Here is a 25,627-nt window from a genome sequence, read left to right on the forward strand (position 1 = left end):
AACGGGCCCAGGACCGTGCAGGCACTACACGACTGCCTGGCTTTGGAGGTAAGCATGCAACCCGTTCAGGCACTCTTGCCAGCCAACCTGGTTGACGCGTTTGGCTTCCTCTGTTGGAATAGGCTGAGGCAGGGAAGCAAATCCCGACTCAACCAGCGTCAAGAGGGTCCCTTCGGCGCGTTCTTCCAGGGTAATTTCCACCAACGTACCGGGTACGGTGGCAAATGTGAGTTTGGGATGACCAAGAGCATAGGAAGGCCAGCGAAAGGCAAAGCGCTGTATTGGCTCGATAACCTCGATCACGCCAGGATAGGGGCATGGTTCATTTTCCCAGGTAAATTGAATGGCACCGCCGACGCGAAAATCCATAGCACTCACCACCCCAAACCAACGGGCAAGCTGTTCTGGTTTGGTGACGGCATCCCAGGCACGCTGACGTGGGACAGGCAACAGCATGGTTCGTTCGATACGATCAGAAAGGATCATAGAAGCTCCTCTCAGGTGACGCAAAATGCGCATATCTTTTTATATATAGGCAACTATCAGGTTGCCTATCATGGAGTGTACCAGAAAAGCCGGCGATATGCAACCTTTAAGTTGCTTTTTTCTGGGATATCAAAAATAAGAGCAAGATTGAAGAAGTTTTGTCTCTCCTTCTCTGGTATAGTGCTACTTGTCGAGCACAGATGCCGTATGCCTGAACGCGTGGAGAGATGTGTAGCATGGACTCCGTGATGACTCGACACAGAAAGAAGAGGTGGAAATAATGTTTCATAGGGTCGAGGCAGCAGTATTATTCGTACAAGATCTGGCCAGGTGTGTACAACGTTTTATCAAGACACGCTGGGACTTCAGGTACAAGATAGCAATGACCATTCTACTGGCTTTCATATGGAAAACCAGTATTTTCTCCTGATGGAGATCTCAGCTGCCGCACACATGATCAGTGAGGAGGCACTTGATCTAAAGATCGAGGGCGGGCCTCGTGGATTTCTGGCCGCGGGTGTTGATGATGTTGACGCCACATACGAGCAGCTCAAAGCCAGAGGAGTCACGTTTCTCCGACCTCCCACTGACCAGTCCTGGGGGCTGCGCACAGCGTACTTCGCCGATCCAGAAGGCAACGTCTGGGAGATCAATCAGTCCATTAAATCAAAGTCAGAGGGATAAACGAAGTTGTCCTGTTGCACTCGTTTGTCATCCTCGTTTTATGGGCAGATCGCGAAGACTTTTCTTTCAGTCTATCCGGATAGACTGAAAGAAAAGTCTTCGCTTTCCTCTTGCGCCTGATCTTTTAATTGTTGTAATTTAAGCTTGAGCCCATCAGGAAGCTTTTTCTTGATCACTTTGTAACTAGCATTGGTCTGATTTACATTCAGATACAATGTGTCCAGAAATGCATCTAAAATCTTCACTATGCTACGCCTAGGTATTTCCTTCCAAATTGTTTAGCTTTCGCCAAAATACTGTTAAAATGGCTTGGATAATGACGTTGGGTGACTATAGAAAGAAAAGTGAGAAATAACCAATCATGGACGACAATACCAGAAGCAATATGCTTGGGAAAATCCGATCATTTCAAAGTACTTTAAGCTATATTGCTATATCTATTGGTATTTGCTGTACAACTTTTTTATGCATATCTGCCATTGAAAATAAAATTTATGGGCAGGCAATCTCTTATGGTTTTTTGACTATTTTTGAGTTTGTATTGCTACTAATATTGATATTCATCAACCCGATAGTATCTTTTTTGATAAAGCAATACGAATCAAAGCAGTCTAGTCAGGAAAAACAATCTAATGAACAAGAAAATCCAACAAGCGCCCAATGATGCATTTTGAACTATTGAAAATCTCTGTTTATGCTACACATAGCAGCGTCAAGTGTGGTTGGATACACACAGCATTCAGCCACACTATCTATGTTGAAAGATTTTTTGTGGTTATTTTCTCCTTTCATTTTTAGATCAATTGGATGGAGTTGAGTACAGATGATGATCCAGTCCTCCACTCGGCTCTCTAATGGCTCTGTACAGAAAATGGCTGTCGAAAGGGTTGGTAACAGAGGCAGTTAGCTGCTTTTTATTTTGATATCAACGTGAAATAGTGCATCAAAAAGCTTGACAAGCAGTTTTAAACTCAGGCACATTTTAATATATTGACAAATAACAATGTTCTGAAGAGTCGTCAGATAGCTAAAATTGATTGCTCTTGCTAAAACGTAACGGGAGGGACACATGAAACGATATATGACGATTTCTGGCTGGTCGTTATGTCCTACTCCAGCAGGTCTACACCTACAATAGCCCGTTGCGATCCTCTTGTGCCAGGTAACCGGCAGTTCTTCCACTGGTAGTAGTATAGTGCTACAGAATACGATCATTTTCTTGACTGTGTCCAGAAAAGTTAAGAAACGCAGGCATCGCATCCGACGGGCATACTAAAAAATTTCTCCATAGATATAGCTTCCATCCTGATGGTGATGGTGTCTTTTGCTGCTGTAAAAATCTGGCATGTGAGAAGCCACTTGTGAAAAGAAGAGGTAATAACATTGAATCCTGTTGTGAGCGTAACACAGAAGCAGCTTTATGATTTGCTCTTGAATGTAGCCATTGCACGCCCGGTGTTTATATGGGGACAACCAGGCATTGGTAAGTCGGCGCTGGTACAGGAGTTTGCGGCGCAGGTTGGCCTGCCCTGTGTCTCGCTGTTGGGAAGTCAGTTAGCGCCCGAGGACCTGATCGGTGTGCCGCAGATTATCGATGGTACCAGTCGTTTTTGTCCGCCACGCATGATTGCACGCGCCGAGCCATATTGTCTTTTTCTGGACGAGTTAAATGCCTGTACACACGAGGTGCAGAAGGCTTTTTATAGCCTGATTCACGAGCGCAGAATCGGTGAATATGCGCTACCGACGGGTTCAATCGTCATCGGAGCTGGCAATCGTGCCCAGGATAGCGCGATTGTCAAGCCAATGTCGTCGGCGCTGTTGAATCGTATGGTACATGTCCATTTGAAGGTCTCACACCGTGATTGGTTGGAGTGGGCGCGGGAGAGCGATATTCATCCGCTGGTGATCGAGTATATTCAGAATCGGCCGGATCATCTGTGGAGTGCGCCGCCCAAACACGAGGAGCCCTTCTCATCACCGCGCTCCTGGCATATGTTGAGTGATCTGCTGAAAGAATATGGGAAAGGCCTGCCATCCGATGAGACGCTCCTGGTGCTGGCTTATGGGACGCTCTCGCCACATCATGCCGGACAGTTCAAGGCCTTTATCAAGCAGATTCATAGCAAATATCAGTTGACGGCGCTCCTGAAAGGTGACGCAAGCTGGCCCTATAAGCCGGAGGATCGAGATATGCTCTACTTCCTGTCACAGTCATTTCGGGCCCATCTGCTCAAGAATTTGCCACAGGATAAAGGGATGGTCACGGATCACCATAAAGAACTGTCCTATCGTGCTAAGGCGCTGCTGAAAGAGTTGGCAGCTATCAATCTGGAGATGGCGCAGATGGTCGTGGCGAAGCATGAGGATAGTGAAAATGGTGAGGGCAGCGAAGGCTTGCCCGGCTGGTTCATGATTGAAGTCATCCGTGATTTACCGCGCATCGTAGATAAGCAAGAGCGTGAGGCTTTGAAAAGCAAATAAGAGGGAGTGCATAATGGCGACGCGTAAGAAGGGCCAGGTTCAGACTGATCCGGCCCAGCGCAATCGTAAGCTTGGCGAGCAAATAATGAATAATAGCCGCATTTTTTCGAATGTGGGCTGCTCTATTCATGTGGTGCCGAGCGAGATCTGCCCACGCGACGGCTGGGCGGTTGTTTCGAATGCTGGCTCCATCTATGTACATCCCACGCGGCTCGGAGATCCGCAGGAGTGGGCCTATGTGTTTGCTCACTGTATCCTGCATCTGGCGTTCGAGCATTTTCGTCCGGACTATCGACATATGCGGCAGCAGGAATGGAATACCGCCTGCGATTGCTATATCACCAGTTTTTTGTATGACCTTCAAATGGGAGAGCCGCCACTGGAACTGAAAGGCCTGGCTGAGGATCTGCGTGCTCACGGTTACGCGGGACGTTCGGAAGAGCGGCTGTTTGTTGATTTCTGCGACTTTGGCATTCCAGAGCACTTGCAGGCAATCGGTACTGCTGGCACGCGGCCTGATCTACGCTATGAGTCACTCAACGATCTGCCTGACTGGAGGAGAGAGATCAACTGGAGCAAAAACTTTGGCGAAGGATTGGTTGAGGCCATCAATGAAGTGATTGAGGATGCGGGCCAGAAGTCGTATTATGTGACCGGTAAGCGGCTGGATAGCGCCGCCCAGCGGGCGCGTAACTGGTTTATTGGCCGTTATCCTCTCCTGGGAGCGCTGGCAGCCTCCTTTGAGGTCATCGAAGATCCGTTGATATGCCAGCGGATGCAGATCAGCGTTGCGGCGGTGAATGTGAAGATGAAGGAGATTTATATCAATCCGCATGCTGGCTTGAAGGATGAAGAGCTGCGTTTTGTCATGGCGCATGAGCTGTTGCATGTCGGACTACGGCACGATGTACGATGTGAAGGACGCGACCACTACTTATGGAACGTCGCCTGTGATTATGTGATTAACAGCTGGCTGATCGAAATGGAGGTTGGCAACATGCCAAAGATCGGCGCGCTCTATGATCCAGCACTGAAGTCTGAATCAGCTGAGGCGATCTATGATCGGATCGTGACTGATTTAAGGCTCTACCTTAAGCTTGCCACTATGCGTGGTATTGGTCAGAGCGATATTCTGGATGAATCGGAGTGGTGGAAGAGTCAGGAGGGAAGGGATCTCGATGATTTCTATCGGAGCTGTCTGGCGCAAGGGGTGACGTTGCACCAGGACCAGAATCGTGGTTATCTCTCGGCGGGACTAATCGAAGAGATTCAGGCTTTGAGTCAGCCACCGATTCCCTGGGACGTACGCTTAGCCCAGTGGTTTGATGAGCATTTTCCACCATTAGAGAAGGTGCGTACCTATGCACGGCTAAGTCGGAGGCAGTCAGCCACACCAGATATTCCGCGTCCATTATGGGTGGCACCGCCTGATGACGATAATCGTACCTTTGGCGTGCTGCTGGATACCTCCGGTTCGATGGATCGTCATTTGCTGGCGCAGGCATTGGGGGCGATCGCCAGCTATAGTATGGCGCGCGATGTCCGACAGGTGCGCGTTGTCTTCTGTGATGCGGCGATCTTTGACCAGGGCTATATGGCACCTGAAGCTATTGCTGGCAGTGTCAAAGTGCGTGGACGTGGTGGCACGGTACTCCAGCCCGGGATAGATCTGTTGGAGCACGCAGGCGATTTTCCGCGTGAAGGACCATTGTTGATCATTACCGATGGCTACTGTGACCGCTTGCGTATCAAACGCGAACACGCTTTTCTCATCCCGCAAGGGAACAGGCTACCGTTTACACCACAAGGTGAAGTTTTTCGTATCACGTAAAAATTTGTTAGTCACCCATCATGAGTCACCCCGGAGTTTTGAAATAGAGGTTCCGGGGCTACAGCGTGAGGAAAATTTGAAGTTTTCTTGAGCTTTTCTAAACGGTCTTCAGGGATATTTTCTGTATAATACTCAGGATACAGGTTGACTAACCGCTGGTCAGCTATTCTCCATTTTAAGCAGATAATAAAATTGGTATTTTTTGAGGGATAATAAGCTATGTCATATGATCCGCAGATTCCATTTGACGATGGGCAGACACAGAAGAATCCTGAGCTAGAAGATATGTATAGTACCATGCCGATACAGCAAAATGTTGAAGCAGAGCCAGCAGGTTTCTTACCTTCTGACTATGAGGCACCCACTATGGCTTATGGACCACCAGCACCGCCACCATCCGCAGCCAGTGGGAATTTTTTTCAAGCTTTCCCGCCAGCCCCACCAATAAACGGAAATTTGCCGCCAGCCACAACTGAACCACGCAAAAAGCGACTGGCTAACAAAACGTTGTTAGGTACTGGTGCAAGTATTCTCGCATTGTTATTGCTTGTCATTGGAGGATTAGTTATCCTACCCAACCTGCCCGCAGGTGCTTCTCAGCAGGGATCTACTTCGACGCCGGTCGTAATGACAACTCCAAAAGCTAGCGCAACCACACCGGCGAATAAGGGTGGCAATGCGCGCTACCTGGCGCAGTATCGAAACACTATTCGCAGTCAGATCGCTCAGGGGTTGCACCTGCCGGTTGCGCAACTGATAGCGCGCTTGAAAGGAGGAGCCACACTGACCAGCATCGCCTCCGCACAGGGAATCTCCAACAGTCAGCTGCAAACAATGTAAAAAATGCTTTTCAGCAAGGTTATCAACCAGCAATTGATAGTGGTAACATGACGCAAAAGCAAGTTACCAGTTTGACGAACCGCATGCTCAAGCAGCCACAGACCCTTGATCGCTACCTGGATGTGCAGCCTCGAAACGGCCCAAAAGCTAAAGCCAGTCCAACCCCGACAGCTTAAACATGCCACCGTGTAGCATGTTTAGCTGAGCTCCGCGTTTGCTACCTCCTCGCTCTGTTCTGGCTCGGCTTCAGGTAGGTAGCGGTCGGCGTGGCCGAGGGGGGTGAGCGCGAAGCCAGCGGGTATCAAGATGACCAGGATACCGATGATGCTATAGATGAGAGCGACATTATGCGTCAGGTTGATCAGCCAACCACCGAGCAGGGCTCCCAGAGGGATGGCCGACCAGGCGAGAACGCTGGCGATACTGCGGACACGGCCGAGCATCTGTCTGGGGACGATGGCCTGGCGCAGGCTGCCAGTATTGATGTTGAAGAGGATGCCGCAGCCGCTGGCCAGCGCCTGAAAGACAAGCACGATCCAGTACTGGCGCAAGGACGAAATAATCAGGATCGCCAGTCCGTTCAGCATCAGGGCGCTCAGGGCTACCTGGCTAAAGCTCCAGCGCTTGCGCAGAGGACCCGCCAGCAGCGCGATCGCCACTATCCCCAGGCTCCCGGCCGTGTAGAGCAGCCCCACCTGGGTATCGCTGGCCGCCAGGCGCTGTTTGGCGAAGAGTACCAGCTGCGAGCCCTCGGTCGTAATCACAAAGTTAACCAGCGCCATCATGATTGAGATATTGCGCAACACAGGATGTCCCCACACGTAGCGCAGCCCCTCCAGCATATCCTGGAAGATCGTCGCGGTCTTTTTCTGCTCGCCCTCTTCGCTATTGAAGCGGATTGTGATTAGCGCGATCGAGAGGGCGGAGATCAGGAACGACGCCGCATCAAGCAGCAGCAGAACGGGCAGCGAGAGGAAGGCTACCAGCACACCCGCCAGGATGGGGCCGACTGTACTGGCGGCAGAGTAGCTGGCCTCGATGCGGCCATTGGCCGTCACCAGGTCGTCCTGATCAACCAGGCTAGGGACGGCCGCGAACTCGCTACTGTCGAAGCTGATACCGATTGTCGCCTGGATAAAGCCAACCGCGTAGATCCACCAGACCGAGAGCCAACCTAACCAGGCTGCCAGCGGAATAGTCGCGATGACCAGGGCTCGCGCGATATCCGCGCTGATCATCAGACGTTTGCGATCGATACGATCGGTCCAGGCCCCGATGAGCAGGCCAAAGAACAGGTAGGGTAGCATATTGACTGCCGTGGAGATACCAAGGTTTAGCGCTGAACCGGTCAGTTTATAGACCAGCAGTGGCAGTGAGAACATCGTGGAGGAAGGCGGCAACAACCATCTGAACCGATTGGCTATGCAAGGCGAAACGCCCTTTGGTGGCTTTCTGCAACGCATCACGACCCGGCCATGGTATATGGGTGAGGCGGGCAGCTTTGTGTGCCTCCATACATGCATCCCAGACCTGCGCGGCTTCCATTTGGGCCGCTTTACAGCGCTGGAATTGTCTGGGTGAGAGTTGATTCAGTTGATAGATTTTCACCGTTTTCATGGTAAAATTATAGCATGAATGAAAAGAGTGTACAAGAGTATAGAACCTGCCATGCTTGTTGATCGATTGCTTCCCATCTCATAAGGAACGGTGCTTTCATCCCTCCCCCTGAACGGGGAGGGACTTCCCGCACCGATTGTTAAGCTTCCGTGCTAAGGCGGTGAGCATTTTGCCGGTTCTTGTAGTTACTGTAAGAAGAGATGAGAGGAGAATACTGAAGAACCAACGTACAAAGGAGAAAGAACATGCGAAAAATTATTGTCTACAATATCATCTCTCTGGATGGGTATCACACAGGACCAGGTAACGAAGTCTCGGTCATGTTCCCCATGATGGGTGACGTCTTTGATACCTATAATGCCGAACTGCTTCGTGCAGCCGACACGCATCTTGCGGGCCGTGTTTCCTTCGAGTTGTTCCAAAGTTTCTGGCCGGAGGTTGCCGAGAATCCCGACTCTGAGAAGTGGACGCCCGAACAGAAGGAGCTATCAAATGCGGGCCAGTCCGTCAACACCATCGTCGTCTCAGATACACTGACAGGAAATCGGCCTGATATTCGCATCATCAGGCGTGCAGACGCATACCAGCAGATTGCCGAACTAAAACGCCAAACAGGCAAAGATATTCTGATAACAGGCAGCAGGACCCTCTGGAACGATCTGCTGGCGCATGATCTGATTGATGAGATCCATCTGATGATTGGCAACATCGTCTTAGGTGAAGGCATCCCTGTCTTCGTGGGCAAGCCTCCCGCATCACTTCGGCTTATCGATGTTCGCCGTTGGGAAGGTTCCGACAACATCCTCGTACGCTACAAAATCCTTTCCAAAAGTGTGTAAGAACCACCTGTCAGCCAATACACCAACTGCTTATGACATAAGCGTAACCCGCCGCAAGCCGCTGTGGTTTGAACTCAGGCGGATAGGCGGGTTTCTCGTGGGCTTTAGCCCTCGCTTGTTGCAATATCGTCTTTTCTCCTGTATACTGCAACAATGGAAAAGACGAGTACATTGCAGTATCAGCGTGACGAGCACCGCGTCCATCTTATTGTGTATCATCTCATCTGGTGTCCTCGTCGTCGCAAAGCCATTCTTACGGGTCCCATCAAAGAACGGTGTCAACAGATACTCGAAGAGAAATGTCTGGAAAAAGGGTGGAGTATTCTCACCCTGGCGATTCAACCTGACCTTATTCATCTTTTTATCCGCGTCTGGCCTTCTGAAAGTGCCGCTGATGTGGTGAAAGAACTTAAGGGCATCACGTCCTTTCATTTACGAAGGGAGTTCGCCCCTATCATGAAGAAAATGCCTTCGACCTGGACCCGTTCCTATTTTGCCAGCACGGCTGGTGCAGTGAGTGCTGAGACCATTCAACACTATATCAATGCGCAAAAAGGAATCTAGCGGGGAGGAAGGGAGGGAGGGAGTCATCGCATGGCAAAGGCAACGAAAACCATCACACAAGCAATGCAGTATCCATCCCGGTATGCTGCCTGGTTTACGACCACCCAGGCATTGTTCAACACAGTGGCTTCCTTCTACTTTGAGGTCATCACAGCTCACGAGCAGGTGCTGTTGCTTTCCTCACACAAAGCCTTGCATGCCCTTGAGACATTGACCCATGCGACGGAAGAAACCCCGATCCGGTGATGCCGCTCGGTGCCATTGCTCCTCAGGTTCCTGCCCTCTTTCGCCGTGCCGCTATTCACGCAGCTCTTGGCTCCGCCCACGCCTTTGAGACGAGCTTGCAGAAGTGGCGTGCGCGCAAAGAGAAAGCGGCCCTCAAAAAGAAGCGTTTCACCGAGCACCCACCGGTTCCCCCGCGGACCTGGAATCGGTCGCCGACGTTCTACAAGGGCCAGTGGAAAGGGCGAACTGCGTCCTCCATTCTTCTCAAGCTCTGGACAGGGGCGAGGTGGATCTGGGTCAACGTTCGGCTCTTGAGCCGTGACCTGCCCGATGGCTATGAGCCGGGGAGTCCGTCGCTGGTTCGCCATGGCTCACATTGGCGGTTGCATACCCCGGTCGAAAAGACCTTCACCAGTCCGGGGAAGGTGGCTGTGCAACTGGCTCATGCCCAGACACGCATCTGTGCCATTGATCTCAATCTCGACCATCATCTGGCGGTCTGTACCATCCAAACAGCCGACGGCTCGACCGTTGCCACCACCTTTCTCAGTGGCGGCAAACGCGTAAATGGCCGTAGGAAGTGGCTGCTTGGTCGTATCGCCCGCAACCGTCGTAAGACGGGTATCCTGGCCAAAAACGAACCCGATAATGTGGCATTATGGGAGAAAATCCGTCATGTGGATGAGCAGGTGGCACACCTGATCAGTGCGCGCATTGTCCACTTTGCTCGTCAGCATCAGGCGAGTGTGCTGGTATTTGAACATCTGGGCAAGCTGAAGCCGCAAAAAGGCCGCTACAGTCGCCGAGGGAACAGCAAACGAGCCTTCTGGATGAAGGGGCGTATATTCACCAATGCCAAATATAAAGCGTGGAACGAGGGCATGATCACGAGTCGGGTGAACCCGCGCAACACGAGCCGCGAATGCGCCCGTTGTCATGGCCTGATTGTGCGCTACCATGCCAAGCAGGGGCCCGAGCCAGCAGGCTACACCCCTGGGGCACCATTGGCCTGGTGTCCTGCGTGTGGCATGAAGGGCCATGCCGATCGCAATGCGAGCGTGGTCATTGGTCAGCGTTTGCGTACACGGGTTCATCATCAGGAAAAGCCTCACGCTCCTCTCCTGGGTCCAGGAGAGAGGGATGAGAAATCATCAGGTGTTGTTCGTTCCCAAGACGCCAACAGCGAAGGTGGCCCATCACGCCGCCGAGCACGAAGGCATGGAACGGGCAAGGGGTATGGCACCACCCATGAGGATCACGCCAGGATGGTGGCGCCCTCAGCTATTCCTCGCCCATTACCTCTGTTCAGTGAGTCATAGCAACGCTATCTATCTCGAACAGTGGCGTACGCAGGAGTGGAAGAAGCCGCCGCCCCTTCAGGGCGTGCGGAGTGTCACTAACTGGTCAAATTGTTCTTCGGTTGTCTCAGTAAGTGGCGCGTGAATACCAAAGCCAGCATTATTAATCAGGAAGTCAAAATCGTTCCGATTCCACGTGTGTTTGAGTGTTTCTTTTACCGCTTCTCCAAAGGCGGCAAAGGATTTTATATCCGATGTGTCGAGTTGTAACGCTACGGCTTTCTGACCATGCTGCTCAATCAAAGCGACCACTTCGTCAGCCTCTGCTTTTTTGTTATGATAGGTCAGAATAACATCTTGCCCTTTTGCGGCGATAGCCATCGCCATGTTTTTTCCAAGCCCACGGCTTCCGCCAGTAATGATTGCTATTTTCATGATTGTTTCCTTTCGAGAATACGTCTTACTCTTTCCTGATGATTTGCTTTGCCAGACCCGTGGCAATCTCACCTATTGCGCTTGCCTGTGCATCATCGCCACTCTGGACAGCTTTCCAGAATGTGCGGTTTTTTCGACAGGCAGAATAGTTTAAAGGGTGAGCATATTTTGTATGCTTGAAAGATTTGGGGGGATATTGCTTTTTAACCAGATAAAGGACGCGCCAGCCTTGATCCTGATACGTGAATCCGCCAGGAAGTTGGTTAGCTTGCGTGATTTTACTTGTAGATGGCCCGGGAGCTATGCTACAGGTTGGCTAGAAATGTGCTGATTGCGTTGTTGACAGCCTCTGGTTCTTCAACTGTTGATGTATGTCCTGCGTCCGGGATGATGACCAGTTGCGAACCAGCAATTTTGCTGTGGAGGCGTTGCGCGTTGTCCGGCGGTGTGGCGACATCCTGATCACCGACAATAATCAGGGTGGGAACATGGATCTTCTCAAGCTCATCATAGGCGCTCTGGCGATTAACCACGCCCAGAGTAGCGCGGGCGCTACCGATCCGATTGTTGTTGATAAGCCGTTGCCGCCACTCACGGCGCTGTTCGCTGCGTGTTGGATCCTGAAGAAATTTTTGTCCAAACATCGTCTTCATCACGGGTCCACTTACCACACTCATGCCGGCCCAACGTCCGATGAAAGCAAGCTGTTTGTACTGGGATTTATGTTCGCCTGCTTCTGGATCGGCGGAGGTGTCCAGCAAGAGGAGCGATTTGAGGAGTTCAGGTCGCCGTGCGGCAAGGCGCATCCCCACGAAACCGCCCATTGAGAGTCCAAGAAAATGGCAGGGGCCATGTCCAAGCACCTCGATAAGAGCGGCGGCATCCTCGTAGAGTGTTTCCATATCGTAGCCATCATGCGTGACTTCGCTCTGACCCTGGCCACGATGATCAAAGGCAATGCATCTGTAGCGATCGCGGAGCGACGCGACCTGCTTATCAAACATCCGACAACTCCAGAGCAGACCATGGGAAAAAAAGATGGTTTCGGAACCATTGCCATGTTCCTCATAATACAGTTCAGCGCCATTAACACGGATGCGGGGCATGCATCGCTCCTTTTTGTTACTCTTCTATCCTTTGCATGCATTGTACCACATAAATTTCTGTATGCTTTTTATCACCATCTGCCTGGGAAACAGTGCACTAGCGTCGAAAGAGCAAGGCTGTTTGATGATAGCCCACCCCAACCGCTGCGAGCACCAGATAATCCGCCATAATAGTTGGATAGTGATAAGCCAGTGTTACAGGGTAGGAGGCTAACGTCAGGTTCCCAAATTGCTCCAATGTATCGATATATTCCTTTGGTTGAATGCGCTCCTCCCAATGATCCATGAGCACGCGCGATGCCTGGTGGGTGATGAGTGCAATATCATTTCCTGTCAGGCCATGTCTTTTTAACAAAGCCAGGACCATATCGGGTAATCCCTGCATGGCCGATACCTGGAAGGAATGAATTCCCTCATCTTCAGTAATTTTATAGGTAGGAAGCAGACCATCACGTGCCTGCATTGTCATTGCACCATATTGTCCACTGAGCGTTTGTGTTGCATAATCCACCAGTGCGAAATCAGCGCCATCGCCAATAACTGCGGCCCCCGCGCCATCGCCAAGGCTGAGTGCATGCCCCTGAGTATAATCCATATATTTCGTCCAGTTGGTTCCGCAAACAATCAATGCGTGCTTGCTACAATTCGCTATGATAGCATTACACGCTTCAATCACGCTCAGCAAAAAGGTGCTAAACTCGTTATTGATGGGAATAACCATCGTATACTCAGAAAGTCCAAGTCCATTGTGAACAGCATAAAGACCATTGGGCGTATAAAATTCTGGTACCGATGCATAACCGTAAAGTCGATCAATATTTTTCACTTCTAGATTTGCTCGTTGAATTGCCTGGCGTGCGGCTTCTATCATCAACGTTTCCAGATGTTCGCCTTCTTGCAAGTAGCGACGATCTTTTAATCCAGTAAAGAGGTCCACTTCTGCTACACCCTGAGCATTCCTGGTTGTGATGATTTGCTGAAAAATAGGATCATCGTTGTAACGGATGTGGGGCGGAACACTATAGCCTGCTGCTTTGATACCTATTCTCTTTGGCTGATTACACTGCATCCCCTGTGATCTAACGGATGAGGACTGCCAGTTAAATAATCCCATCTTGCTTTTATATTCATCCTTCCCTACTTATAGGGATATACTATGAACTGATCAAATTAAGTTTTTACGCTATTTCCCAAAAAAAGCTTTGAGTGTATCTGCCCGCTGTTGTAGCGAACGAGGTATTTCTTCAAGATCCACGACCGCTTCAATCACACAGGGAACCCGTAATGCCAGCGCCTGCTTCAAGCTCTCTTCAAATGTTGCCAGCGTTAGTGTTTTGAAGGCATGCGCTCCCAGGTCGTGTGCAATTGCGCTGACATCTAAAGGCTGGCGAAAGACGGTCAGATACGATTTGCCAGTGAGCATGATTTCTCCATTATAGGCCATGCCATGTCCACTATTGTTGAGGACAACCCAGATAACAGGAAGATTATATTCTACGGCCGTATGAATCTCCAACCCGTTCATCCCAAATGCACCATCTCCCAGCAGGGCCACGACTGGCGTATTGGGGTTTGCGATCTGGCCGCCAATTGCGGCTGCAATCGAATATCCCATCGAGGCAACATTGGTGGCGAAGAACACTGTTCCTGTCTGGCGTGCTTCATAGAACTGACCAGCCCATGACAGACAGTTTCCATTGTCGACAAAGAGCAATGTTTCCTCTGGTAAAACCTCACTCATCTTTGCAACCACCGCCTGTGGTTTAAGCGTCTCACTTTCTCCCTGAAGCGCTTCTGCTTGATAGTAGCGAGGCAGATCTGTCTGCATCTGTTCCAATATATGATACGTCTCGCGTGGTTTTGTCGGCGGTAGCGTTATGAGCGTGTCGGAGAGTGCTTCGAGGATAGAGTTTGCATCTCCAACAATGCTATGGTCGACTGGATAAATATTGCCAATCATCTGTGGATCGAGATCAATCTGCACGATGGTCCGATTGCAGGACCCTAAGCGTGGATCCCAGCCATTGGTTTGGAATTCGCCCAGGCTGGTTCCAACAATGACTAACACATCAATAGCTTCGGAATAGAGATACGCTTCTGCCAGAGGATGACCCCCAAATCCAAAGACGCCCAACGAAAGGGGATGCCGTTCTGGAAAGGCACTCTTGCCTTTGAGCGTGGTGGCAACGGGAATATGTAAGGTTTCTGTAACACGCTGTAATGGCTCCCATGCCCCCGCAAGGTTGACACCATGCCCAACAAAGAAAGCAGGCATTTTAGCACTATGTAGTATCTGAGCCACTTGCTTGATGGCCGCTGTATCTCCTGCAGGCACAACATGCGAGCGATACGCTGAAATAGCGCGATCCATAGTCGTCGCGGGCTGTTTGACCACGTCAGCTGGAAGGTTGAGGTGCACAGCGCCGGTACGCCCTGTCAGGGCCGCACGGATCATGCGACGGATCGTTTGTGGCATTTGCTGTCCGCTTTGCAGCATCAGAGAGAGCTTGGTGGCAGCACGGTACACTTCAACCACATCCACGTTCCTGTTGCCGCTACTGCTATCCTGCACGCCACCCATCCCAAAGACGCTTGTGGAAACCTGAGCAGTCAATGCCAGCAAGGGAATCGAATCGCTATGGGCACTGGCGACCCCTGTGAGTGCATTTGTTGCGCCAGGCCCACTGGTCGCACAACACACTCCCAACCCACGTCTGACACGAGCGTAGCCCTCGCTCATGAATGCCGCTCCTTCTTCGTGTTTAGCCAGAATGGGTTGAATATGTTGCCTTTCATGCAGGGCTTCAAATAAAGGGACGAGAGGGCCACCAGGTACACCAAAAATATGGGTAACTCCCTCCTCCTCAAGCGCCTGTAACAGAACATGGATTGCAGGCAATACTGTTTTTGATTTCATTATAAATACTACCTCGCTATAAATGATAGAAAAAAAAGCACATATCGGTGAGTCAGAAGCCTCTCTTACAAAAGGGCTTCTGACTCGAAGAGAGCTTATGGCTCATCAGGTAAACGCACTACCGATTGTCCAAATATGGATGGTGCGTATGAAAATGTTTTGCCCTGGATCTCCACGATGAGGGGGTCAATTTCGGGAACTTGCGTAAGAGGCAAGCTTGGCGTCTGATTTGATTGCGTGGCTTGCTGAATGTTTTGTACGGTTGCGTTGACTGCCAGTGTCACGCGTTGTAGTTCTCTCTCTGCTCGTAATGCTCGCTGTAAACGATCAAGAAGCATATTTAATGATCGTGCGATTTGCCACAGTACATTGTTCTGGGTAAGGGGGGCGCGCGTACCGATATCTCCGTTTGCTACAGCGACATGGGTGTCTAAAATAAGCTTGATACCTTCTTCAAGCGTTTTTCTCTCTGTTTCTAGCTGCTCCTCTAATTTGGCTATCATCTCAGCACGGTCGGCGCGTTTTATGGCCTGAAATGCGCTACGCACCCATAACCAACTGACAAATGCTACAAGGAATTGCACACCAACTGGCCTTATCAGAATAGCGGCCCCTTGTGTCTGTAAGTCATGTGCCAGGGTTGCTGTATGCGGTTGCAAAAAGAGACTTGTTGAGATAATGCCGATATTGTAGAGCATGACGAGAAACACACTGCCTGGACTCAGGAGCGAGACCAGGAGTTCGCCAAAGACAAAAAGCTCATATTGCTGGATACTTGGTTCATCCAAAGGTTGGGTGGTAAAGATAATCGCGGTGAGGGCGAGCTCAAATCCGATAGTGAGTAGGAGGCCTGCAACTTCTGGTCGTTGCACTCGATTAAAAAAAACGCTTACCAAGCAAATGACCAGCATGCCTATATCAACCCAGATGATATAATGGTTAGGCACGACAAAACATGCAGGAATAAATAAAAGAAACATAATGAAGAGCCAGAAGATAATGGTGGAAAGCAGATGTGATTTGCGTGACGCCTCTCGTCGAATGAAGCTTGCGTTTGCAGGAGCTGCAGGGAGGGCTGTGTTGTCATACCACCATTGGACCAGGCCGTTGCGGCGTACAGGCTGTTCTATCAGATCATCTGGTGACCAGCGCTGGCTGTGTTCCCCCAGCGAGCCAGAAGGAATAGGGTTGTTCATACGATTTCGTTTCCTCCTTGTTGTGGAATAATGATAACTCTTAAGGCTAGAAGAATACGCAGGGCCTCATCGGTTGCACCAGGCGTAAGTGGAACTTCCCTTTTAATTTCATCAATAGATCTCTTTCCATCGATTGCGTCATAAACTGCGGACAACATATATTTTTGGGTCGATGTCCACCCGGTTAATCGCTCCAACTCTCTCTCAAGTAATGCTGTCTTCCTTGGTATTGGTGAGTACATTTCTTGAATAGGCGGCTCCATGTGCTGTGTGGGTGAGGGTGGTTCTGGTAGAGGTGTGAGCTTCCACTCGAATGGGCCACGCTCATTGTCTATACGTACGAGTATGTCCTTTCCTATGAGTTGATGTTGTCCGTTTTTCTCTATGGAACAGGATGTTACTTTTCCCTGACTCAGTTGAAGATATCCCATACATCGGCCTTTAATGCCGGGTACATGATTCAGTCTGGCTTGCAATAGGCCATTTCTCTGAAATCTTTCTAAGATGGAAAGACTGAACGCCAGTCCTACGCCTACGTCTAAAGGATCGTTTCCCAATTCCTTTCTCCTTAACAAGTGAATATTGCTGTGATTGGTCCTGGGCTGCCTCTTAAGCCTCTTTGGAATATCTATCTGTTATCGAAAAAAGGAAAAAAATGTTACGTTGTTCCGCGATGGGTAGTACCTCTGGCAAGAGTGCGTGTTTATATACAAAGCAAAGAAATGGTTTTCATTGGTCGCTCCAATTTTATGGAAACTATTGATATTTATGCAAATGTACTACTACTTGATTGTTAACCACTCATTATTGTATATAATAAATATGGATGATATATATGGATGATAGAAAAGAATAAGTATATAAAAGTGTCCAGGTAATTCAAACTATACTCATCCATTAAAAAAGTAATTGATATCAGAGAAAGAGCAGGGATGAATAGAGTGAAGCGTATCAGCTTTATTTCTTGTGCCACAATTATTTTAACAAGTGCTCTCTTAGCAACCTTACTATTTGTATCTACAAGTAAGTCAACGACAGCACGCGCCGACGCAACTTGCATCCAGTACGGAGCCTTTTTGCACAACGTCTCTTTTATCGAAGCTCAGCAACAGGGTTTTTTTGCCAAACAGGGACTCAATGTTTGCTACAATCAGGTGACCAGCTCAACGCAGCAGTTTAACAGTCTTCTCTCCGGTCAATATGACATTGTTGAAACTACTGCTGATAACGCGGTCAATCGCTATGTCAACTCGCAGCTTCCTGTACAGATCGAGGCTGGTATTGATCAGGGGGCCGGACTTGACCTGATTGTCAATACCGCCAATGGCATCCATAGCATTTCCGACCTCAAAGGAAAAACCGTGGCCGTCGATGCTCCCAACAGCGGTTATGTGTTTGCACTGGAGAAACTGCTGGCCGACAATGGACTTAGCCTGCAGAACGGAGACTACTCCTTACAGATTATTGGTGGCTCCCTGCAGCGTTTCCAGGCCATTTCTGCTGGTCATACCAGCACCGGTGATCCTGTGTATGCGACCATCCTGGGCACACCTTTTTCTGAGCAGGCGCATTATGTCTCTACCCTTAGCGATGTGGCACAGTTTTCATCCTCGATGGCTCCCTATCAGGGTGCAACGCTGGTGACCACGCGCAACTTTGCCCAGACGAATCCGCAGACAATGACCAAATTCATTGCGGCAATGATTCAGGGTTATAATTTTGCTGTAAATCCATTTCATAAAACTACTGTTCTTGCTGATATCGCCAGTACCGATAATGTCTCAACCCAGATTGCGTCCGATATTTATCGCGACTCTATCTGTGATGTCGTAAGAGGCGAGAACGGCGAGGAGTTATTAAACACTTTTGGGCTGGTTAACACGATCAACCTGCGTCAGCAGTTTGGCGGCTTCACTGCTCCGGTTGATAGCTGGCAGCTGGTGCAACCAGGCAAAGATTCACTGTATGATAACGAGTACTGGAATGCAGCACTCACCCTGGCCTTTACACCAACAAAATAACTGGATCAGATAATCAGAGGCACGTGGTAGTTATGCTAATTACTACGTGCCTCAACCATACGTTGGAACAATCTTTGCGGTGCCAGTGCTGCAAGAATCGCAGACCACATCGAAACGCCATCGCAACTCAAATGTGCCTCTCCTCTCTCTTCTACGTGAAATACTCCCGCTAGGATATTTCTCTGCAATATGATGTAACGATCCATATATAATTTCACCATACATGAGAAGTGTGATGGGATTTTATAAAAGATTGTAATTATGTGAAAAATAATGTATACTTGTATAGTCACATAAATATTTTTATGTGGTATGCCCCTCAATTATATCCTTCTTAATAAAACTGCACTCGGTTTACTTGCTCCTCTTTCTAACGATATCATTTCTGTTGCAGCCGCTCAGGGCTACTATGACAGTGAGCAATGGTCCTTCCCGAGCCATTTTTATATGTTGCAAGGAATCAGAACGGATAAGGATGTGAATCCTATGAGAAGTCAAAAACAACGCGATCTTCTGTTATCAGGGAAAAAACTTTGGAATGCATGGCGAAAAGAATTCCCTGATGTTCAGGCTGTAGAGCCTGCCCTTCATGAAGCGGATCTACACGGAATGGATCTGCGAAACTTTGATCTGCATGGTGCAGATCTTACTGAGGCTAATCTACAGGAAGTGGATTTGCGTGGTGCGGACTTATGTGGTGCAGATTTACGTGGTGCCAATCTGAGTGGTGCTAACCTGAGTGGTGTCAATCTCAGTGAGGCGCATCTACGTTGGGCAGATCTACGTAATGCCATGCTTGGTTATGCGGATCTGAGTCGGGCGGATTTGAGTCATGCCGATCTTCGTGGTGCCTTTCTGGAAGGTGCGCTTCTCCGGAATGCGCATTTTGATGAGGTGAATTTGTCTGGCGTGGATCTGAGCAAAGTAGATCTGAGCCGTGAGAATCTACGTACAGCAAAGTTAGTTGGAGCGATCATTGGCATTGTACGTGTGTCCAGCATGCCCGATACCAGCAAACAGCCAGTAGCGCCAGATACAAGCAGTAACGTAGCGCCAGAAGAGCTACAACCCGTTCATCCTGCTGCCTGACCTCGACTTCTCAGTCTACCAGGGAAAACAGGTGGAATAAAACTGCATAACCAGCTTATTCCACTTCCACTCTTTACAACGCTGCTTCTGCTGAACGAACACCCGGAATCGCTTACGCTATGAGTTGCGGATTCCGGGTGGTTGGATCTTTGCTATATCAGCTCAAAGTTTGACTTTCGGGAAAAGATAGTTTATTATATACATATCTTATTTTGGAGGTATTGTTTATCATGCAATTATTCACAGCTAAGGTGTTGCTAAGCTAAGTGAGCTGTGTCTGCAAGTAAATATGGTCGTTTGACGCGAATCATTCCTATGATTTCGCTTATGTGAGACCATCCTTTTCCTTCGATAGGCTACAGATAGATCTTTTTTTTCTGCTGTAGACTTTCTTTTTCGCTCTTCACAACTAGCCCACTTAGCCTCGTAAGGGCTACTTTTTTTTGCCTGCTTAGCGCATACAGCAGCGCATTGTCTCCCATTCAGCATCACCACTCTCCACATATATAGCCACGCTCTATCGTTGGCTAATCCACTATTCATATCAAAACTATGCTACGTCACAGGCTTATTCTGTGGAACGCTTTTGAGCGAAAGAAAGAAAATAGACTTTATGCATATTCAGTTGAGACGCTACTGGCGACTGTTGGCCCACTACTTGCGGCCTCAGCGGTGGCGGATGGGCTTGCTGGCTGTGATCCTGTGCGGCACTATTAGTGTGCAGGTGATCACGCCGCTGGTGGCAAGCCATTTTATTGACCTGGCGACCTCAGGCGGTGATCAGCGCGATCTGATCTTCATGGCGTTGTTGACCATGGTTCTGGCTCTGGCGGGACAGGGTCTGGCTGTTGCCGAAACCTATGTAGCTGAAAATGTGAGTTGGGCGGCTACCAATGCCCTGCGTACTGATCTGGTTGTGCACCTGTTGCGCCTGGATGCCACATTTCATACTGCCCATACACCTGGTGAGTTGATTGAGCGTGTGGATGGTGATGTTGGTACCCTGGCTCGCTTCTTCTCACGGTTTGTGGTCTACGTGTTAGGCAACTGTGTCTTGCTGCTGGGCGTGCTCGGGCTACTCTATCATGTAGACTGGCGTGTAGGCCTGGGGATGAGCGCCTTTGTTGTCGTGGCTTTGATTGCTATGCTGCGTATCCGCTCCGTGGCTACCCCTTCCTGGGCCGCAGATCGCCAGGCCAGCGCTGATTTCTATGGTTTCCTGAGTGAGTATCTGGCAGGCCTGCAGGATATCAAATCCAATGGGGCTGGTGCGTTTGTATTGCGGCGCTGTGCGGAAGTGATGCGTTCGTGGTTGGCCATCACGCGCAAGGCACAGATGTGGGGTTACGCCATGGTCGCTACCAGCCAGGGATTGTTTGCGCTCGGTACGGCGTTCGCTTTAGCCTTGAGTGCGATGCTGTTCAAGAATGGTACGTTGACCATCGGTACGATCTACCTGATCTTTCAATGTACTGAGATGCTCCGCCAGCCGACTGAGCAGATCCGCAATGAAATGCAGGATCTACAGCAAGCGGATGCCAGTATGGCCCGTATCGAAACGTTGCTGAGCACGATGCCGCGCGTGGTTGATGGTCCTGGGATTGCGCTACCTCCAGGTCCGCTAGCGGTGGAATTGGACGATGTTTCTTTTGGGTATGGTGACGACGCTCCGGTCCTGCGCAATGTCAGTATAGCGCTAGCGCCGGGTCGCGTGCTGGGTGTGGTGGGACGTACAGGTAGCGGTAAGACAACACTGACACGGTTTTTCCTGCGCTTCTACGATCCTCATACTGGCGTTGTGCGCCTCGGGGGCATAGACCTGACAAAGGTCCATCTTGCGGAGGTACGTTCACGTATTGGTCTGGTCACCCAGGATGTGCACCTCTTCCATGCCAGTGTACGTGACAATCTGACCCTTTTCGATGACAGCATACTGGATGAGCGCATTCGTGCTGCCCTGGAAACGCTGGATCTGACTGGCTGGCTAAAGGAATTGCCACAGGGACTGGACACACAGATCTTATCTGGTGGTGTCGAACTCTCCGCCGGACAGGCACAGGTGCTGGCCTGTGCGCGTATCTTGCTGCGCGATCCCGACCTGGTAATCCTGGATGAGGCTTCTTCGCGCCTGGATCCAGCCACGGATCGGCTGGTGCATACGGCACTGAGTCGACTGCTCGATGGTCGTACCGGCATCATCGTGGCGCACCGATTAGATACCGTCGCTTATGCCGATGACATTCTGGTCCTGGAGGATGGGCAGGTGCGCGAGTATGGACCGCGGCTTGCGCTTGCGGCTAACCCCAACTCGCGCTTTGCCGGATTGCTGCGGGTCGCTACTGAGGAGGTTACCATATGAAACGATTACCAACCTGGCGCTACCTGCTGGAAATGATTCGCTATAAGCCGTGGCTCTATCTGCTCCACGCAACATTGTGGAGCACAGCCAATATAGTAACGATTCTGGCAGGACTGCTTGCGCGTACCTTTTTTGATACCCTTACTGGAAAGGCACATCTGCCTGGGGCATTGCGGGACTTATTATATTACTGGTCGTGTTCGCCGTGTGCCGGGTGATCATATGGCTTACTGCTGGTTTTGCCGAAATCAACATGCGTTTCACGATGAGCGGATTTCTGCGTCGCAACCTGTTGCGACACGTCCTGGAGCGGCCGGGCGCGTATGCCCTGCCCTACTCCATCGGCGAGACCATTAGCCGTTTTCGGGACGATGCCTATCAGGCTGAGGATAGTGTCGATTGGAGCGATGAAATTGTGAGTGCGGGTCTGTTTGCTGTGGTGGCCTTCTTAATACTCCTGAGTATTGACGCTCGCATGACCCTGGTCACTATCCTGCCCCTTGTGATCGTAACTGCGGTTGCACGGCAGGCAAGTAATGCACTGGGCCGTGAAGCCAGCAGTCAGGCCACCAGCCAGGTCACTGGTGCCATTGGCGATATCCTGGCGGCAGTACCAACATTGCAGGCGGCGGGTGCTGAAGAGCGCGTCGTGGAGCGCTTCCGACGCCTGAACGAACTGCGCCGTACAACGATGCTGGCTGATCGCGTGGCGACGCAGATTATGGATGCTGTTACCGCTAACACTGTGAGCATTGGCACGGGTCTGATCATGTTACTGGCTGCTGCGAATCTGCGCAGTGGCAGTATGACGGTCGGTGATTATGCCCTGTTTGTCTTGTATCTGAGCTATATTGCCGATTTTACCGCTGATATCGGCCGGTTCCTGGCCCACTATCGGCAGACGGGCGTTGCGTTCGAGCGTATGGAGACTTTATTGGGTGATGTTCCGTCATCCTCACTCGTGGAACATGCTCCCATGTACTTGCGCGGACCACTGCCTGCTGTGCCGACTCCAACGCGTAGCGCGACCGATCAATTGGATCTTGTGGATGCGCGAGGATTGACCTATCGTCATCCACAATCGGGACGAGGGATAGAGGCAGTCGATCTGCGCTTATCCCGTGGGACGTTGACCGTGGTAACGGGGCGCGTTGGCTCGGGCAAGACAACGCTCCTGCAAACCTTCCTGGGCTTGCTGCCCTGTGAGGCAGGCGAGATCCGCTGGAATGGTCACATCGTAGATGATGCTGCATCTTTCTTTGTGCCACCTCGTGCGGCATACACGGCCCAGGTACCGCGCCTGTTCAGTGAGACGCTCAAGCAGAACATCCTTCTGGGGCAGCCCGATGATCCTGCAGCCCTGGCAACTGCCGTGCGGAGCGCTGTCCTGGAGCACGATATCCAGGTATTGGAGGCAGGATTAGAAACTTCAGTGGGGACGCGTGGCGTCAAACTCTCAGGCGGTCAGGTCCAGCGCACAGCCGCAGCACGTATGCTGGTGCGCGACGCAGGCTTGCTGGTGATCGACGATCTGTCCAGCGCACTCGACGTCGAGACCGAACGCGCCCTCTGGGAACGCATCTTTGAACAGCAAGGTGTGACCTGCCTGGTTGTTACGCACCGGCGCATTGCCTTGCAGCGTGCCGATCACATCATTGTTCTCAAAGATGGTCGGATCGATGCGCAAGGAACCCTGGATGAGTTATTAGCCACCAATGAAGAGATGGGAAAATTGTGGCGGGGAGATTATGGCAATGAGCAAGACCCACCTATTGTTGATGGTGTGGATCTGACATAGGACCAACAAGAGCGTATCAAGCGCTCTTGTCTGGATGCTTATGTTTAGCGTTCGCGTATATAAAGAGTATCATCTATGCTAAAATAAGGAAATTGATGCAAAACCGCACAGAGGTTGCCAGGAAATTCCTGGTAGCATCTGTGTATGGGTGTCTGGATGGTACTCGAAAGGGGGAATAGCATGTCAGAGCATGGCCAGTCACAGCACGATATATTTAGTCAGAGCGTTGTACGTATTGAGTCGTGGGGGAAGGGCGATCTTCTCCTCTTAAAGAAGTTGCTGGGTGATCCAGTGATGACCAGATATCTCGGTGGCCCTGAGAGCGATGAACAGTTGGTGAAGCGCCAGGCACGTTATGAGCGACTGACAGAGGCAGGCCAGGGACGGATGTTTAAGATTATTTATCAGTCTACAGGTGAGCCGGTCGGGTCAGTCGGCTACTGGGAAACCACCCATTATGACGAACACATCTATGAGATGGGATGGTCGGTGCTGCCAGCATTCCAGGGACAGGGTATTGCGCATGCAGGCACCACGCAGGCTATTGCCAGGGTTCGGTCTGACGGTAAATATCAGTTTCTACATGCCTTCCCATATATTGAGAATCCGGCATCGAACGCCCTCTGTCGGAAATTGGGCTTTACCCTTGTCGAGCAATGCGAGTTCGAGTATCCCAAAGGGAGTTTCATGCAATGTAATGATTGGCGTCTTGACCTTACTGCTGGCAGCGAGACCGCTATCGTGCAATGAGTAGTCAGCGCTTCGTGTATGGAAAATTGGAATAGAATCTGTTGAGATTGTTGTCAATCAAGTTTTGATGGGTCTGCAGCGTAGAATGCGGCATATCCACAATTCTTACAAACGACAGGGATCAATACGGTGCTTTCTGGAAAACTGATAAATTTTTTAATTTTTGGTAGTGTAAATACCACTATACCCGGACGCACGACTTTTACCTGAATACGCTCACCCCCACATTCAGGACATGGCCTGAGAGAAGGTTGTGGCTGTGTTTCGTTCAATGTTCTTTTCTCCTTTTTAAATAGCTATTTGTAGTTATAATACGATATAAAGGTTAGCCAGCGATACCTTTCTACAGGAAAGCATAACTTTCTGACGTTATAATGTTTTGTTCGCTATCTACCGTAATGATTTGTCCCGTCATGGTTTCTTGTTCCAGAGTTAAGCAGATTATATGGGCGATATCCTCGGGGTGGCAATGCGTTGCAATTCTTTATCCTTTTGTTTTTGTCTCGCATTTCACAAACATCATAGCTATGATATATTGAGCAATATAAAAGATCTGACCAGCAAATCAAGCAGGCAGTCAAGGTTGAATCAGGTCGACTTAAGAGCATCAGGAGGTGTATTTATCTATGAAACTTAATCCCTTCGTTGAAGCCATCTGGAAACGCATTGTCCAGTTGCATATTGCTCTCTACCGTCTGACAAAAGGTCGGTTTATGGGCAATCGTACCATCCTGATCACTACCATCGGGCGCAAAAGCGGGCGGTCGCGTACCCGGTCACTGTATGCGATCCGGGACAATGGCAACTATGTTGTGATTGCTTCCTATGGTGGTGCTCCTCAACATCCTGATTGGTACCGCAATCTGCAGTCCAATCCCAGAGTGATCGTAGAGGATCGCGGGCGTACTATTCCCACACTGGCCACTACAGTGACGGACGAGGATGAATACAGGCGTCTCTGGTCGCTCATGACTGCTATGTATTCTGGTTATGATACCTACCAAAAACATACCGAGCGCAAGATTCCAGTTGTGGTGCTGCAACCGGAAAAGCCATAATAGTTTCTTTCTGAAAGGAACCATAAAACA

General features: G+C 50.2%; 26 protein-coding genes and 1 pseudogene. 16 read left to right on the forward strand and 11 right to left on the reverse strand.

Translation table 11 applies throughout. The features are described from left to right. Positions 1 to 24 precede the first annotated feature (24 nt). On the reverse strand, positions 25 to 486 hold the full coding sequence (locus KDW_RS16030) for an SRPBCC domain-containing protein (protein ID WP_151756885.1): 462 nt from the start codon (positions 484 to 486) through the stop codon (positions 25 to 27). 330 nt (positions 487 to 816) lie between these two features. Here KDW_RS16030 and KDW_RS16035 point away from each other — a divergent pair, with 330 nt between their 5' ends. Continuing rightward, a complete protein-coding gene (locus KDW_RS16035) occupies positions 817 to 1,170 on the forward strand; it encodes a VOC family protein (protein WP_233097717.1) in 354 nt (117 codons plus the stop codon). 71 nt (positions 1,171 to 1,241) lie between these two features. Here the strand turns inward: KDW_RS16035 and KDW_RS31790 are convergent, their stop codons facing one another. Further along, on the reverse strand, positions 1,242 to 1,415 hold the full coding sequence (locus tag KDW_RS31790; protein WP_162005280.1) for a hypothetical protein: 174 nt from the start codon (positions 1,413 to 1,415) through the stop codon (positions 1,242 to 1,244). A gap of 116 nt (positions 1,416 to 1,531) precedes the next feature. Here KDW_RS31790 and KDW_RS16040 point away from each other — a divergent pair, with 116 nt between their 5' ends. From KDW_RS16040 to KDW_RS34965, 5 genes are all read left to right on the forward strand, one after another. Next, entirely contained in the window at positions 1,532 to 1,834 is a 303-nt protein-coding gene (locus KDW_RS16040) for a hypothetical protein (RefSeq protein WP_151756886.1), read from the forward strand. A 719-nt stretch (positions 1,835 to 2,553) separates the two neighbouring features. After that, on the forward strand, positions 2,554 to 3,654 hold the full coding sequence (locus tag KDW_RS16045; RefSeq protein WP_151756887.1) for an AAA family ATPase: 1,101 nt from the start codon (positions 2,554 to 2,556) through the stop codon (positions 3,652 to 3,654). A gap of 13 nt (positions 3,655 to 3,667) precedes the next feature. After that, positions 3,668 to 5,485 (forward strand): vWA domain-containing protein, encoded by a 1,818-nt coding sequence (locus KDW_RS16050; protein WP_151756888.1) that lies wholly within the window; start codon positions 3,668 to 3,670, stop codon positions 5,483 to 5,485. A 219-nt stretch (positions 5,486 to 5,704) separates the two neighbouring features. Continuing rightward, entirely contained in the window at positions 5,705 to 6,325 is a 621-nt protein-coding gene (locus tag KDW_RS16055) for a hypothetical protein (protein WP_151756889.1), read from the forward strand. Between the two features lie 47 nt (positions 6,326 to 6,372). Further along, the gene (locus KDW_RS34965) at positions 6,373 to 6,501 is read left to right on the forward strand and encodes a hypothetical protein (protein ID WP_269822449.1); all 129 of its coding nucleotides are present in this window, start codon (positions 6,373 to 6,375) and stop codon (positions 6,499 to 6,501) included. Between the two features lie 21 nt (positions 6,502 to 6,522). On the opposite strand, the gene KDW_RS16060 is transcribed toward KDW_RS34965, so the two are convergent. Together KDW_RS16060 and KDW_RS31795 are read right to left on the reverse strand one after the other, a co-directional pair. Continuing rightward, positions 6,523 to 7,707: an MFS transporter gene (locus tag KDW_RS16060; RefSeq protein WP_162005281.1), complete on the reverse strand. Its 1,185-nt coding sequence runs from the start codon at positions 7,705 to 7,707 to the stop codon at positions 6,523 to 6,525. Further along, positions 7,679 to 7,942: a hypothetical protein gene (locus KDW_RS31795; protein WP_162005282.1), complete on the reverse strand. Its 264-nt coding sequence runs from the start codon at positions 7,940 to 7,942 to the stop codon at positions 7,679 to 7,681. The genes KDW_RS16060 and KDW_RS31795 overlap by 29 nt, the downstream gene beginning before the upstream one ends. Positions 7,943 to 8,187: 245 nt before the next feature. On the opposite strand from KDW_RS31795, the gene KDW_RS16065 reads away from it, so the two are divergent. From KDW_RS16065 to KDW_RS16080, 3 genes and pseudogenes are all read left to right on the forward strand, one after another. Continuing rightward, positions 8,188 to 8,781, forward strand: coding sequence for a dihydrofolate reductase family protein (locus tag KDW_RS16065; protein WP_151756891.1), 594 nt, complete (start codon positions 8,188 to 8,190; stop codon positions 8,779 to 8,781). A gap of 171 nt (positions 8,782 to 8,952) precedes the next feature. After that, a complete protein-coding gene (gene tnpA / locus KDW_RS16070; protein WP_233097718.1) occupies positions 8,953 to 9,345 on the forward strand; it encodes an IS200/IS605 family transposase in 393 nt (130 codons plus the stop codon). 30 nt (positions 9,346 to 9,375) lie between these two features. Beyond that, positions 9,376 to 10,889: pseudogene (locus KDW_RS16080) on the forward strand (zinc ribbon domain-containing protein). A gap of 57 nt (positions 10,890 to 10,946) precedes the next feature. Here the strand turns inward: KDW_RS16080 and KDW_RS16085 are convergent. The 6 genes from KDW_RS16085 to KDW_RS16110 form a co-directional block, all read right to left on the reverse strand. Further along, on the reverse strand, positions 10,947 to 11,303 hold the full coding sequence (locus KDW_RS16085; RefSeq protein WP_233097719.1) for an SDR family NAD(P)-dependent oxidoreductase: 357 nt from the start codon (positions 11,301 to 11,303) through the stop codon (positions 10,947 to 10,949). Between the two features lie 305 nt (positions 11,304 to 11,608). Next, positions 11,609 to 12,409, reverse strand: coding sequence for an alpha/beta fold hydrolase (locus tag KDW_RS16090; protein WP_151756895.1), 801 nt, complete (start codon positions 12,407 to 12,409; stop codon positions 11,609 to 11,611). Positions 12,410 to 12,506: 97 nt separating this feature from the next. Next, complete coding sequence (locus KDW_RS16095; protein ID WP_233097720.1) at positions 12,507 to 13,478, reverse strand: 3-oxoacyl-ACP synthase III family protein; 972 nt, start codon at positions 13,476 to 13,478, stop codon at positions 12,507 to 12,509. A 114-nt stretch (positions 13,479 to 13,592) separates the two neighbouring features. Then, complete coding sequence (locus tag KDW_RS16100) at positions 13,593 to 15,326, reverse strand: thiamine pyrophosphate-binding protein (RefSeq protein WP_151756897.1); 1,734 nt, start codon at positions 15,324 to 15,326, stop codon at positions 13,593 to 13,595. Between the two features lie 95 nt (positions 15,327 to 15,421). Beyond that, a complete protein-coding gene (locus tag KDW_RS16105) occupies positions 15,422 to 16,522 on the reverse strand; it encodes a methyl-accepting chemotaxis protein (protein ID WP_151756898.1) in 1,101 nt (366 codons plus the stop codon). Next, positions 16,519 to 17,079 carry a hypothetical protein gene (locus KDW_RS16110; protein WP_151756899.1) on the reverse strand — a complete coding sequence of 187 codons (561 nt, stop codon included), beginning with the start codon at positions 17,077 to 17,079 and terminating at the stop codon, positions 16,519 to 16,521. Before KDW_RS16110 ends, KDW_RS16105 begins: the two co-directional genes overlap by 4 nt. 375 nt (positions 17,080 to 17,454) lie before the next feature. Between KDW_RS16110 and KDW_RS16115 the strand changes: the two genes are divergently transcribed. The 6 genes from KDW_RS16115 to KDW_RS16135 all read left to right on the forward strand — a co-directional run bounded on the left by KDW_RS16115 (position 17,455) and on the right by KDW_RS16135 (position 24,539). Continuing rightward, a complete protein-coding gene (locus KDW_RS16115; RefSeq protein WP_151756900.1) occupies positions 17,455 to 18,543 on the forward strand; it encodes an ABC transporter substrate-binding protein in 1,089 nt (362 codons plus the stop codon). A gap of 486 nt (positions 18,544 to 19,029) precedes the next feature. Beyond that, positions 19,030 to 19,632, forward strand: a complete 603-nt coding sequence (locus tag KDW_RS16120; RefSeq protein WP_162005283.1) for a pentapeptide repeat-containing protein — start codon at positions 19,030 to 19,032, stop codon at positions 19,630 to 19,632. A 613-nt stretch (positions 19,633 to 20,245) separates the two neighbouring features. Then, positions 20,246 to 21,991 carry an ABC transporter ATP-binding protein gene (locus tag KDW_RS16125; protein ID WP_151756902.1) on the forward strand — a complete coding sequence of 582 codons (1,746 nt, stop codon included), beginning with the start codon at positions 20,246 to 20,248 and terminating at the stop codon, positions 21,989 to 21,991. Continuing rightward, positions 21,988 to 22,209 (forward strand): hypothetical protein, encoded by a 222-nt coding sequence (locus KDW_RS33885; protein ID WP_233097721.1) that lies wholly within the window; start codon positions 21,988 to 21,990, stop codon positions 22,207 to 22,209. Before KDW_RS16125 ends, KDW_RS33885 begins: the two co-directional genes overlap by 4 nt. Further along, complete coding sequence (locus tag KDW_RS16130; protein ID WP_233097722.1) at positions 22,206 to 23,789, forward strand: ATP-binding cassette domain-containing protein; 1,584 nt, start codon at positions 22,206 to 22,208, stop codon at positions 23,787 to 23,789. The genes KDW_RS33885 and KDW_RS16130 overlap by 4 nt, the downstream gene beginning before the upstream one ends. A gap of 180 nt (positions 23,790 to 23,969) precedes the next feature. Next, the gene (locus KDW_RS16135; RefSeq protein WP_151756903.1) at positions 23,970 to 24,539 is read left to right on the forward strand and encodes a GNAT family N-acetyltransferase; all 570 of its coding nucleotides are present in this window, start codon (positions 23,970 to 23,972) and stop codon (positions 24,537 to 24,539) included. A gap of 53 nt (positions 24,540 to 24,592) precedes the next feature. On the opposite strand, the gene KDW_RS16140 is transcribed toward KDW_RS16135, so the two are convergent. Beyond that, positions 24,593 to 24,811 (reverse strand): zinc ribbon domain-containing protein, encoded by a 219-nt coding sequence (locus KDW_RS16140; protein WP_151756904.1) that lies wholly within the window; start codon positions 24,809 to 24,811, stop codon positions 24,593 to 24,595. 354 nt (positions 24,812 to 25,165) lie between these two features. On the opposite strand from KDW_RS16140, the gene KDW_RS16145 reads away from it, so the two are divergent. Continuing rightward, complete coding sequence (locus tag KDW_RS16145; protein ID WP_151756905.1) at positions 25,166 to 25,597, forward strand: nitroreductase family deazaflavin-dependent oxidoreductase; 432 nt, start codon at positions 25,166 to 25,168, stop codon at positions 25,595 to 25,597. Positions 25,598 to 25,627 lie beyond the last annotated feature (30 nt).

The sequence above is a fragment of the Dictyobacter vulcani genome, from assembly GCF_008974265.1.
GTDB classification, from domain to species: Bacteria; Chloroflexota; Ktedonobacteria; order Ktedonobacterales; family Ktedonobacteraceae; genus Dictyobacter; species Dictyobacter vulcani.